The 11,941-nt window shown below is 63.3% G+C and carries 11 protein-coding genes and 3 pseudogenes; 7 read left to right on the forward strand and 7 right to left on the reverse strand.

Going from position 1 to position 11,941, the window contains the following annotated elements:
- Positions 1–14: 14 nt before the first annotated feature.
- Genes FJ980_RS01165 through FJ980_RS01175 form a run of 3 tightly spaced genes read right to left on the reverse strand, consistent with a single transcriptional unit; the run spans position 15 to position 2,115 of the window.
- Positions 15–413, reverse strand: coding sequence for a DUF3085 domain-containing protein (locus tag FJ980_RS01165; protein ID WP_140541137.1), 399 nt, complete (start codon positions 411–413; stop codon positions 15–17).
- Between the two features lie 11 nt (positions 414–424).
- Positions 425–1,024, reverse strand: coding sequence for a DUF1419 domain-containing protein (locus FJ980_RS01170; protein WP_140541138.1), 600 nt, complete (start codon positions 1,022–1,024; stop codon positions 425–427).
- A 44-nt stretch (positions 1,025–1,068) separates the two neighbouring features.
- Positions 1,069–2,115, reverse strand: coding sequence for a DUF3991 and toprim domain-containing protein (locus FJ980_RS01175; protein WP_140541139.1), 1,047 nt, complete (start codon positions 2,113–2,115; stop codon positions 1,069–1,071).
- Positions 2,116–3,221: 1,106 nt separating this feature from the next.
- Between FJ980_RS01175 and FJ980_RS01180 the strand changes: the two genes are divergently transcribed.
- Positions 3,222–3,413, forward strand: coding sequence for a DUF6494 family protein (locus FJ980_RS01180; RefSeq protein WP_140541140.1), 192 nt, complete (start codon positions 3,222–3,224; stop codon positions 3,411–3,413).
- A gap of 183 nt (positions 3,414–3,596) precedes the next feature.
- On the opposite strand, the gene FJ980_RS01185 is transcribed toward FJ980_RS01180, so the two are convergent.
- From FJ980_RS01185 to FJ980_RS34560, 3 genes and pseudogenes are all read right to left on the reverse strand, one after another.
- Complete coding sequence (locus tag FJ980_RS01185; protein ID WP_140541141.1) at positions 3,597–3,893, reverse strand: DUF982 domain-containing protein; 297 nt, start codon at positions 3,891–3,893, stop codon at positions 3,597–3,599.
- Between the two features lie 197 nt (positions 3,894–4,090).
- Positions 4,091–4,390 (reverse strand): annotated as a pseudogene (locus FJ980_RS34555) (amylo-alpha-1,6-glucosidase); the annotation flags it as partial.
- A gap of 63 nt (positions 4,391–4,453) precedes the next feature.
- A pseudogene (locus FJ980_RS34560) lies at positions 4,454–4,726 on the reverse strand (glycosyltransferase); the annotation flags it as partial.
- A 453-nt stretch (positions 4,727–5,179) separates the two neighbouring features.
- Here FJ980_RS34560 and FJ980_RS35220 point away from each other — a divergent pair.
- A complete protein-coding gene (locus FJ980_RS35220; RefSeq protein ID WP_140541229.1) occupies positions 5,180–5,410 on the forward strand; it encodes a DUF6074 family protein in 231 nt (76 codons plus the stop codon).
- A gap of 280 nt (positions 5,411–5,690) precedes the next feature.
- Here FJ980_RS35220 and FJ980_RS01200 read toward each other — a convergent pair whose 3' ends face one another.
- A complete protein-coding gene (locus FJ980_RS01200; protein WP_140541143.1) occupies positions 5,691–6,623 on the reverse strand; it encodes a GNAT family N-acetyltransferase in 933 nt (310 codons plus the stop codon).
- A gap of 194 nt (positions 6,624–6,817) precedes the next feature.
- Here FJ980_RS01200 and argE point away from each other — a divergent pair, with 194 nt between their 5' ends.
- The 5 genes and pseudogenes from argE to FJ980_RS01225 all read left to right on the forward strand — a co-directional run bounded on the left by argE (position 6,818) and on the right by FJ980_RS01225 (position 11,924).
- Positions 6,818–7,942, forward strand: coding sequence for an acetylornithine deacetylase (gene argE, locus FJ980_RS01205; RefSeq protein WP_140541144.1), 1,125 nt, complete (start codon positions 6,818–6,820; stop codon positions 7,940–7,942).
- 13 nt (positions 7,943–7,955) lie between these two features.
- Complete coding sequence (locus tag FJ980_RS01210) at positions 7,956–8,879, forward strand: glyoxylate/hydroxypyruvate reductase A (RefSeq protein WP_140541145.1); 924 nt, start codon at positions 7,956–7,958, stop codon at positions 8,877–8,879.
- Between the two features lie 24 nt (positions 8,880–8,903).
- Positions 8,904–9,256, forward strand: a pseudogene (locus FJ980_RS01215) (cupin domain-containing protein).
- A gap of 150 nt (positions 9,257–9,406) precedes the next feature.
- The gene (locus FJ980_RS01220; RefSeq protein WP_140541146.1) at positions 9,407–10,870 is read left to right on the forward strand and encodes an aldehyde dehydrogenase family protein; all 1,464 of its coding nucleotides are present in this window, start codon (positions 9,407–9,409) and stop codon (positions 10,868–10,870) included.
- A gap of 10 nt (positions 10,871–10,880) precedes the next feature.
- Positions 10,881–11,924, forward strand: coding sequence for a tartrate dehydrogenase (locus FJ980_RS01225; RefSeq protein WP_140541147.1), 1,044 nt, complete (start codon positions 10,881–10,883; stop codon positions 11,922–11,924).
- The last annotated feature ends 17 nt before the right edge of the window (positions 11,925–11,941 follow it).

Here is an 11,941-nt window from a genome sequence, read left to right on the forward strand (position 1 = left end):
CGCGGCTTGGGAAGTCAGCGGGTGATCAGCGAGAGCGCGATTTCGGTCTCGGTGAGTTCGACGTTGAGGTGAGTAGCCCGCAGGTTGCGGTCGAACAGCGGAAGCAGACGCTCGGCCTCGATGAACTCGATGCCGTCATCGGCGCCGAACTGGCGGCGTTTGTAGTCCCACCAGTCAACATCGCCCCTGGGGTGGCATTGCTCGGAATAGATGACGAGCGCGCGTGCCCCTTCGGCGAGCCTGCCGTTGGACATGATATAGACGCCCTCGTCGCCGACCAGCCACACGCCCGCCCTCTCGCCCTCGCCGGAGCGGGTGCCGTAGTAAGGATCGCGGAAGCCGCCATTGGCCGCGGCATCCTCGATGCCGCGCTCTATGGCCTTGCGCACCGCTGCGATCGGGAAGGTAAACATCGCCGCCTCCCTCACGCCGCTGCGCGGACGGGAAGGTGCCTGAGATGCGCCGGCAGCTTGGCCGCGATCTCGTCGTCGGTCAGGTCATCGAGCAATTTCTGCTCGGGCCTCCCCAGGCCATAGACGAGGATGGTGCGTTTGCCGCGATGCTCGGCTCCGAGGCGCTCCCCGGCGTAGCTGCGGTACTCGTCATGGGTCGCGCTCCAGACATGCTCAAGGCGCTCCGCACGCGTCATCGCCTTCACTGGCCAGGATTCGCGTTCGACGATGGCGTCGCGCATCTCGACCGGCGAGCGGGGCCGCGCGAGGTCGCAATAGGCATGGAAGTAGCGCGTCTTGCCGTTGATGCGCAGTGTGTAGAAGACGCTGGTCAGGCTCTCGGTGAGGAACTCGCGCAGGGCGAACATCTCGCCGCGCATCCAGAGCGGCGGCAGCAGGTCGAGCATGTAATCGTGCTCGGCTCGCGCGATTTCGAACCACTCGCCGGCAAACAGGCCGCTGTCGTCATTCTCCCAGCGATCGGGCCGCTGGGCGTGGCGGTCGAAGAGGCGGAACATCTGCCGGCGATCGGCGACGCCGAAGTAGATCTTGCGGATGAAGGATTGGGTCATGGGAGGCTCCTGGCCTTGTGCGGAGCCGGAGTGCGGTTCATCCCCTATGGATCACCATCTTCTTCGGCTCTTCCGGACCCTCCCCCCGCGGCCGCCTCTCCGCCCGGGCGGGTCAAGGGCCGGCGCGAGCCGGGCGAAGCTTCACCCTTGAGGCGACCGGCGGGCATGCGGCAGCTTCCTCCTTCCTCCTCTCCTGCTTCCGCTTTCATTCTCAGATCGGCGTTCCAATCATCCGCTATAGGTCGAAGGCGATCACTGCCGCACCCAGCTTCCTCCCCCAGCCCGAGCAGGCGGTCGGCATAGATGTCGCCCTGTTTGTTGTTGTCGGTAGCCGCGACGAGCTCAATACCCGGCTTGGCGGCAAGCGCGCGGAGCGCCGCATCGGTTGCCGGCGACCAGCCGCCACCGGTGCTGAGATAGAGCGTGTCGGCGCTGAAACCCTCAAGCGCGGCAAGGCTCATGGCGTCGATCGCGGCTTCGGTCACGCAAAGGCGCAACGCATCGGGACTTCCGAGGCGGAACAGCACCTTGGCGCCGCCGGTGGCAAAGCCGCGCCAGTCGGGTCCGCGTTCTTCCCAGCCGGCAACGGTGCCGTTGATGTCGACATGGGCAGCCCACATCGAGCCGTGCGGGCCTTCGCGCACAACGCCGGCGCTGATTGAGGCACGGACGATGCGATCGGGAAGATGCCGGCCCTCGGTGAGATAGCGCCAGGTCGCCGATCCGCGCCATGGCCTGCGCCGTGCGTGCCAGCGCTCCGGTATCGACAGGTCAGGCTCCCGCTGGCGGGACACCCGCTGCCAGACCGGCTCGGACGGCACGAACCCGACGAGGCTGGCGACGTCGTTCATGGCTTCGACGAACGGCACCTTCTCAAGATGTTCGACCAGGCGAAAGACATCGCCCTTGTCGTCGCCAAGCGGGTCGAACCAGCCTTTGCCGTCATGGATGACGATGATGATCGACGCCTCACGGCGGTATTTCATCGCCTTGCGCGTGCTCTGCTTGACGTCGAGGGCGAATCCCGCGCGCTCCAGCACCGCAGCGCAGGGTACCTTGTCCTTCAGCCCTTCAATTTCTGCTTTTTCCATTTTTGCCCGCGCACCTGTGCAGCGCCTCCCTTCTATTCGGTTCTCGCCCAAGCAATTGGGCAGGAACAGGAGGCCGCGAAGAGCAAGGCGGGCAAGGGCGCGGCATGCAAGGCAGTGATTGTGGCGGGTTGCGCCGCGGCGCAGCTTCCCTTGCCGGCCTTGGCGCGCAAGCGGCACGGTGCGCCGCCGCCGCTCTCGGTGACACTCTGCTTCCGCGACGTCTGCACGCACCGGGCCTTTGCTCCTCTCTTTCCCTCATCAATCCGTCGCTCAAAACTCCGCCCTTCTCGGCCTCTCCATCGGGAGAGCCCACTGCTCGCCCGACCAATGTGAAAAGGGCGTACAAAGTGGAGGCACCGAAATGTCCGTAAGCGCAAACAGGTCAGTTCGGTGCCGGAGCAGGTTCGTGGCCCTGAGACCGGTTCAACAGGGCGGCCGAAGGAGCATCAGCATAGCGCCGCCGTAAGGCGGGATGCGGGACCGACAGCCCCCGGCGAAGGGCGCCATATGAGACGACCAGTCCGGTTCTGCAACACTGGGCTCGATGTGATTGATACCAAATGAAATCACGCGAGAAATGCCGCGGATGCGTGCGTCAATAAGCCAATTTCTGGATGCTGAGGGCGCCGGCAGGCCGCCAGGTGTCCATAGCATGCTAGCGGGGACTGACACTTCCGACTTCGCTGCAAGGGGTGAGTGGTTGAGGCTGGCGTATTTGGCTTGGATCCTGCCAGAACGACTGCTTTTTGTCGTTTATCGTCTCGCCAGCAGGACGCACCGCTTGCAGTGGCCGCACCCAAATCCGGGAGATCCACCCGATCGGGATCAGGAGTGAAGGCATGGTTATCGATGTGGAAAACAGAACCTGGTCATCGGCTCTCGCCCATTGGACAGACCCCAACGTCCTTGAGCCCCATTGTTCTAGAAACCGTTCTGCCTTCGCAACTAGCGACAGCAGAGGCCAATCACGGTTCCATACCTTCCAATCGCCGAGCCCGACGCTCCTTCGGGCTCGGAATCCAGTCCTATGGGGACACGGCACGGTCCTGCTTCCTTGATGCTTTGCCTTCCCTTAAAATCCTATCGGACAAGAGAGGAGTTCCGCCGTGAGCGAAGATGCCTTCAACATGTCGATCCGCAAGTTCCTGAAGGAAGTCGGCGTCACCTCCCAGCGCAAGATCGAGGAGACGGTGCGCGAAGGGCAAATCGGCGGCAAGAAGTTGAAGGTCCGCATGACTCTGACGGCGGAAGGCACTGGCCTCACCCACGTGGTGGACGGCGAGATCGAACTTCCATGAGAGCGGCGAAGTCGTCCGGCCGAACAGACAGCGTTTGCAGCGGCGCGGCCTCCATCAGTCAACCCCGGTTCTATGGGATAGGAAGAGGGGCGGCCGAGGTCCCATATACGCGTCTGACGCGGCGTTTCGCTCCGGCACGTATTCATCGCAAGCCGCGCCTGACGAGGAGCCCTTTCGCACGCCTCACAAGAGGTTGGCGTTGCTGATCTTTGGCCCAGTCATCCACGACGGCGCTGTGGGCACGTCCTCGATCACGCCAACCTTGCGGGCCCAAGTCGTAAAGGCCTTGCGCGCGGCCTCGACTGGTTTGCGACCGTCATAAGCCGAGTAGCACGCTTCGCAGGCCGCCGCGTGAAGCAGCCCACGTCTCTCCACAGGCCATTCTTCCAAAAACTCAATGGCATCCATCACGCAGTCGATCTTTTGGATGTAGCCATTCTCCCCTACGAAAACCGGCTGCTTGAAAGCATCACCGTCCATAGTGACCTCCTTCAACAACTGACCCCTTTGGTCGTTTCCGCAGATGCACCGGTGATATTCGAACACCTGCACGCCCGCTGGAGACCAAGAGAAAAGATTGGAAGGAGCTCTTTTCGGTTCAAGAGGAGTCCGAGAGACCTCACCAGCAGCACCTGAATGCCGGTGAGCATCTATGGCAGGCCCTGCTATCCCGGTTGCTACGAGCGAACGACCAGCGGCACCAGGCCCTCGTGCCGTTCGCCGAGATAGCAGACGATCCGGTCGCCGACGCGCCGGAAATTGAGGTCGACCTTCGCCTCGCCCACGGTTAAGTGCCGGATGACGATGTTGTCGATGCCTATCGGCAACCGTGGGCGTTCGACATTGATCTCGCGCTTCCAACCATCGATGCGGATCCCCAGGCAGGCCTGCAGCATCATAAACGCGGAACCGGCCGACCATGCCTGCGGCAGACAGGCGACGGGATAGGCGATCGGCGCATCCCCGATCGCCCGCGTATCGATTTCCATCGCGGCTTCCGGCCCCTTTTCGGGTGAGATGCGGCCGAGGAACGCGAGGAGCAGCACGTCGAATTCGTCCGCCCGTCTGCGGACCTGTTCAAGCATCATCACGTGGTAAGGAATCGGATTCCTTGCTTTGGGATTGAAGCGAAGCGCAACGTCGCAACATGCCACCAGTTCGGCCGAAGTACGTGAATCGCCGCTGGCGAACAGCGTCACGTCATGGCCCCTTCGAACCAGCTCTTCCGTTAAATATGAAACGATGCGCTCGGTCCCGCCATAGAACTTGGGTGGCACGGACTCAGTCAGGGGGGCGATCTGGTCAATCTTCATATGCGGGAATCCTGGAACGAAAGCAGGCCTTCGACCAACCGGCTCGGGAGCGGTTAGTCCTTCTCCCGCGTTGTCGCGAACTTTCGAACTGCTAATTTGTTCCCAGTATCAATTACTTCGCCGTGGCATTACACAAATTGGGAAAGGGCGCGCCACATGGCCATAAACTGCCGGACGGGCAAGCCCGATAGCTAGCATGGCGGCAATCGAGGCGATGGTGATGCAGTGCGGCTTCAGTTCGAAGCTCTAAGCGCCCTGCTTTCAGGCGCGTGATTGTTCCGGGCCAAATCCCAGGAGCCGCGCAACTTCCCGCGAACTCGAGAATGGCCCTACGGGAGATCTTTTGTCATCTGGCGACAAGGTCTTGGCGAAGGGCTTAAGCCCCGCTTCTTAAGCTTCTGTTTCCTTTCGATCGATAGGTTCGGCATGGAACGTTTGCGGGTCATCCGGTCCATGTCGGTGTATGCTTTCCCAATTAGTCGAGAACTTCCCGCCATTCGAATCGTGGCGAACGCAATTGCTCGCCTTCCGAGTGACGAGGCGGCTACGCTCTGGCGGGAAACTGCTACGCATCTGCTTTCGGTCGCGACCGAACGCGGCCAGGACGCCAACGATGCGCGCGCTGAGGTCCGTCGCTTCTTCGAGGCTGTTCGGGAGGCCTTGCTCTGCAGCGCGCCCGCCTAGTCTAGTTGCAGCCTCGCCGGGCCGGCGACCCGACAACAGGCCTGACTTACGCGATCGCACCGCACAGCTCGTCGAGCATCAGATTGCCGTTATTGGCCGTCCACTGGCGCACGAAGTCGGCGTGAGCGGCCAGCTTGCCGCCGCCAATGATTGCCGGAGCGGGTCAAGCGAACCCCTCTCGGCGCGCAGCTTCATCAGATCGTTCACGAACTTCGGCGAAACCCCGGAAATGACGCGACGCCTCTCGGTTTCAAAGATGGGATGTATCGACGAGCACCAACTACCCCAGGGTTTGGCTTGCCAGAGCATAGGTCTTCGGCCCAGCCGAGCGGCCTTCGTAAAAATCGGCGAGGCGTTTGCCCAGCGACATGGTCAGCACCGTGTCGAAAACCGGCATTCCGGCGTGCGACAGGAAGGCAGCGAACTCGCCATTGTGCATGTGAGTGTCAACCCTGAGGAAAGACCCAGAATGATCGGTTACATGCGGCCGGACAATCGCAACCGCATCAGCATCGCTTTCGGCCACGACCGGTCCTATGACATGGCCTCGCCCGAATGGCCGGCAGAGCGCGAATGCGCTCAGCTTGTCATTCTTGAAAAGACCATATCCGTTCGAGTGTGCGAAGAGCCTTTCGATAAGCGCTGTCCGCCTCACTCCAAACCCCGCCGCGTCGAGGGCGACCGCTGCCGGAATATCGCCTGCGTCCAAAGTCCGGACGTCGCTGCCCGCCTCCGTGGGGCTGCCTGCCGTTGGGACGCGGGCGATGCCCTGGCATTGATAGACGGTCTTCTCAGGCTGGAAGTCGAGCGAGAGATAGAGCCGCCGGGCGGCGCGGGTTGCATTGAGGCGAAGGTCGTGCCCGGGAAGGTTATCGAAAACCCGCTTCATCAGCCACTGCGCGGCCCCAAGCGTCTGAAGCCGTGGCGAGGTGATGACCATGCCGACGGTCGCGAAGCTATCGCCATGCCCGAACCACATCGCGGAGCCGAGAACCCGGCCGATCTCATCGAGAGCCACCAAGCCTTGCCCCACTTCGCGCAGGAAGTGCCAGTCTTCCGCACGATGCGGCCAGCCTACAGACAGCGAGAGCGCATGCAATCGGTCCAGTTCAACACCTTCGATCTCGGCGATCCGCACCGAGAAGGCATCGATTTTCAAGCTTTCGGACGGCTTCAATTCCTTGCCTCTGAAAGATTGCGTAACGGGTGACATACACCCCTGCCCTGTCCACGTTTAAACGACCAGATCAATACGATTTGCTCGAATGCCGCGCGCCAACGCAAGATTCGACTGAAACATTTCCGCTTTCGGCACGCAATCGCGAAGGAAAGCGCCCATCGTCTGCGGCAATTCTGCAGTTATGACCGGCGCCGAGTCCGGCGAACCGAACTGATTTGAGGGCAGGAATGGACGTCTGCGACATCCTCGACCGTCTCGTCGCCTTTCCCTCCGTCGCCGGCAAGCCAAACAATGACATCGCCAGTTGGATCGAGACCTATCTTAGAGAATACGGAGCAAAGGTCAGGCTGATTCCCGGGCCTGAGGGCGACCGCTCAAATCTATTCGCCACGATCGGTCCCGCCGATGTACCGGGCTATATTCTTTCCGGCCACATGGATGTCGTCCCCGCTTGCGAGCCGCAATGGAGTTCCAACCCTTTCGCCTTGCGCCGCGAGACCGAGCGGCTCTACGGACGCGGCACCACTGACATGAAAGGGTTTCTTGCGGCGGTGCTCGCGGCGGTCCCAGCGCTCGCGAAACTGCGCCTCGCCACGCCGATCCATATCGCTTTCTCCTATGATGAGGAGATCGGATGTCGCGGCGTGCCGCACCTGATCGCCTGCCTTTGCGAGTTTTGCGCCAAGCCGCTCGGCGTCATCGTCGGGGAGCCGAGCGGCATGCGCGCCGTGCGCGGCCACAAGGGCAAGGCGGCCGCCCGCGTGACCATAAGGGGGCGCTCAGGCCATTCCTCTCGCCCCGATCTAGGCCTCAATGCCATCCATGCGATGGCCGATGTCCTGAGCACAGCCGTGAGCGAAGCCGGAGGGCTGATGCACGGCCCGTTCGATGCGGCCTTTGAGCCGCCCTATTCTTCGTTGCAGGCCGGCGTGATCGCCGGCGGACAGTCGGTCAACATCATCCCCGACACCTGCACGCTGGACCTGGAGGCGCGCGCTATTCCCGGCGTCGACCCGACCAGCCTGCTCACGCCGGTCAGGGCCAGCGCTGAGACTCGGGCGATCGACGGTTTTCGCGTCGAGTGGACGCCGGTAAGCGCCTATCCGGCGCTGTCGCTTCCGCAGGACGCGCCGCTGGCGGCGCTGTTGCAAGAGCTGACCGGCCAGACGCCGCTCGCCGCCGTCAGCTACGGCACAGAGGCCGGGCTCTACCAGGCCGCGGGGCTAGACGCGATCATCTGCGGCCCGGGTGATATCGGCCGCGCCCACAAGCCGGATGAATATATCCTCGAGAGCGAGCTCGCTGCCTGCCAGCAGATGATCGAGGCGCTGGGTGCACGATGCGCGGCGTGAAGGAGCAGCCGGAATGACCTTCCTGTTCAACTCCGATGCGCGGCGCGGCGCGGTATTTGCCGAGGCATTCGCGAGCGAATTACCCGAACTGCCCTTCGCGATGGACCCGGCGTCGGTCGATCCCGACGCGGTTCGCTATCTGATCACCTGGACCGTTCCTCAGGACCTCGGCCGTTACCGCAACCTCGAAATCCTGTTTTCCCTCGGCGCCGGCGTTGATCAGTTCCGCTTCGATGCGGTCCCGGCGAAGGTCAAGATCGTTCGCATGATCGAAGAAGGCATCGTGCGCATGATGCAAGAGTATGCGGCACTCGCCGTGCTTGCGCTTCACCGCAACCTGCCAATCTATCTGGCGCAGCAGCGAGCCGGAGAATGGCGCGACGTCCCTCAGCTTCAAGCAGGCTCGCGTCGGATCGGTGTGCTCGGTCTCGGACAGCTCGGCCAAGCCGTCCTCGACCGGCTGAAGCCCTTTGGCTTTCCACTTGCCGGCTGGAGTCGCTCGCAGCGGCTGATCCAGGACGTGACCTGTTATCATGGCGACCTCGGGCTTAAGCAGATGCTGGCGGCCAGCGATATACTGGTCTGCCTCCTGCCGCTGACCGACGAGACGCGAGGTTTCCTCAATGCCGATCTCTTCGCGAAGTTGCCCGCGGGCGCGGCTCTCGTCCACACCGGGCGCGGACCGCAGCTCGACCATGAAGGGCTTGTCGCCACGCTGGACAGCGGTCATCTGTCGTCGGCGATGATCGACGTAACGGATCCCGAGCCGCTTCCCGCTGGCCATCCGTTCTGGTCGCATCCGAAGATCATCCTGACCCCGCATGTCGCCAGCGTCACCCAGCCCGCGACCGCCGCGCGCGCCGTGATCGACAACATAAGGCGCCATCGCGCCGGTCTCGATCCGATCGGGCTCGTCGACCGCTCGCGCGGCTATTGAAACGTCAACTGGAAGGATCATACCTTGTCTCTGCTCAAGACCGTCGATACCAACCCGGTTTTCCCGCCGCGCGAATCCAAGGCGCTGCCCGACCGCCTGATTGCCGGCGACCCAGCCTTCAAGACCTGGGCCCAGGATGTCGCCAAGGACGACCTTGTCCACACCGGCGTGTGGGAGGCGACACCGGGCGAGACGCGCTCGATCAAGGCGACACCTTCGAGTTCTGCCACATCCTCGCCGGCGTGGTCGAGATCACGCCCGACGCCGGCGATACGGTGACCTATCGGGCCGGCGATAGCTTCGTGATGAAGCCGGGCTTCACCGGTGTTTGGAGGACCATCGAGACCGTGCGCAAGATCTACGTCACGGTGGGCTAGGGAGCGTCCGCGCAGGCAGCGACCTCCGCGGAAGATTTTGCCGTCTCTTGTTCCAAGCACGCAACATTCGTCGGCGGCGGATCACCGAACAGCGCATGCTGCGTGCCGGCACGGGCTAAGCTCAGGCCGATGCTGCCAAATGGTTTGCCCATGAGCCTGAGCTTCAATCCCGATACAATCGCCCTTGCCGTCGGCCACTTCATCGATGGGGAGCTGGTTTCGGCCGAGGGCGTGATGGAGATGCGCCGTCCGTCCGATGGCAAATCCTACGCCGCCTGCCCCGTGGCCGGTCTGGATTTGGTCGATCGGGCGGTGGAAAGCGCCAAAGCGGCGCTGAAAGCCAGCAACTGGGGCGGCGTCCGGCCGCGCGAGCGCACCAAGGCGCTCCACGCCTGGGCCGATCTGATGGAGGCGGAGGGCCAAACGCTCGCCCGGATCGAGGCCCTGAGCTCGACCCGGCCCGTGGGCCAGCTCGTCGCCGGCGACATCGCCGTCACCGCCGAGCAGATCCGCTTCTTTGCCGAGTTCGCCGACAAGGAAGGCAGCGAGCTGGTGCCGACCGACGACGCCAGTCTCGGCATGATCATGAGCGAGCCCTATGGCGTGGTCGGTGCGATCACGCCGTGGAATTTTCCGATCTCGATGGCCGGATGGAAACTCGGGCCGGCGCTGGCCGCGGGCAATGCAGTCGTGCTGAAGCCGTCGGAAATGACGCCCTTCTCGGCTATCTACATGGCAGAGCTTGCGGTCAGAGCCGGCCTGCCGGCGGGGCTGATTAACGTGGTGCTCGGCGACGGCCCGACGACCGGCACGGCGCTTACCGGTCATCCCGAGATCGCCAAGGTCAGCTTCACCGGTTCCACCCGCGCCGGTTCAGCCATCATGGAGAACGTCGCCCGCACCGGCGTCAAGCCGATGACGCTGGAGCTCGGCGGCAAGAGCCCGCAGCTCGTCTTTGCCGATGCCGATCTCGACAAGGCGGCGACGGCAATCGCCGGCAGCGTCACCTTCAATGCAGGCCAGGCCTGCGTGGCCGGCACGCGTCTGATCGTCGAGAAGAGCGTGATCGACCAGTTAACGGCCGCCATCCTGGAGCGGATGAAGGCAGTGCGGCCCGGCGCAACCTGGGACGAGGCGACGCAGTATTCGCCAATCATCTCGGAACGGCAGCGGGCGCGCGTTGACGGCATCGTGCGGGCCGCTGTCGCCGCAGGCGGCGAATGCCTGATCGGTGGCGGGGCCATGGAAGCTCCCGGCTATTTTTACGAGCCGACGCTGATTGCCAATGTCAGTCAGGACAATCCGGCGATCGTCGAGGAGATCTTCGGCCCGGTCCTGACCGTCCAGACCTTCGACAGCGAGGAGGAGGCGCTGGCGCTATCCAGCCATCCGACCTACGGGCTGGCCTCCGGCCTGTTCACCGCCGACCTGTCGCGCACGATCCGTTTCGCGCGCAGGCTCGAGGCGGGCACCGTCTGGGTCAACCGCTACAGCCGCTCGCGCGACCACATCCTGCCCACTGGCGGCTACAAGCGCTCCGGCATCGGCAAGGACCTTGGCCGCGAAGCCTATCTCGCCAACCGCAGGACCAAGAGCGTCCTGATCAGCCTGTGAAGAGATGTCGATGAAAACCTACTCTATCGCCCTGATCCCCGGTGACGGCATCGGCCGCGACGTCACCGCCGCTGCCTGGACAGTGTTGGAAACGGTAGCCAAACAGGGAGGCTTTTGCCTTGCAGGCACGGAGTTCCCCTGGTCCTGCCGCTTCTTCAAGGAAAACGGCCGCATGATGCCCGAGGACGGCATCGAGACCCTGCGCGGCTTCGATGCCATCCTTCTCGGCGCCGTGGGCTGGCCGGCCGAAGTGCCGGATTCCGTGTCGCTGCACGGCCTTCTGCTGCCGATCCGCAAGGCCTTCGTGCAATATGCCAATATCCGGCCGCACCGCCTGTTGCCGGGCGTCAAGGGACCGCTGCGGGCGGAAAGTTTCGACATCCTTTGCATCCGCGAGAACACCGAAGGCGAATATTCCGGCGCCGGCGGACGCGTGCACCAGGGCACGCTGGACGAAGTCGCGGTGGAGACCTCGATCTTCACCCGAGCCGGCGTCGAGCGCATCCTGCGCTTCGGCTTCGAGCAGGCGCGAGCCCGGCGAGGCAAACTCGCCTCCGTCACCAAGTCCAATGCGCAGAAATACTCAATGGTGTTCTGGGACGAGATCACGCGCAAGCTGGCTGCGGAATATCAGGATGTCGCCGTCACCAGCTATCATGTCGACGCGCTCGCCGCGCGCATGATCATGGCGCCGGAGAGTCTCGACGTGGTCGTCGCTTCCAATCTCTTCGGCGACATCCTGACGGACATCGGCGCGGCGATCCAGGGCGGGCTCGGCTACGCAGCTTCCGCCAACATCAACCCCGACCGCTCGGCGCCGTCGATGTTCGAGCCAGTGCACGGCTCCGCGCCCGACATCGCCCATCTTGGCATCGCCAATCCGATCGCCACCATCTGGTCCGGCGCCATGATGCTCGATCATCTTGGCGAGAAGGATGGGGCCTTCCGCATCATGAAAGCGGTCGAAGCGACGACTGCGCGCGGCATCGGAACCACCGCCGGCAAAGACAAGACAGACGCCATTACGGCCGCCGTCGTCGCGGCGCTCACCTGATTTGCGAGGTCGTTTTG

Source organism: Mesorhizobium sp. B1-1-5, assembly GCF_006443065.1.
Lineage (GTDB): Bacteria > Pseudomonadota > Alphaproteobacteria > Rhizobiales > Rhizobiaceae > Mesorhizobium.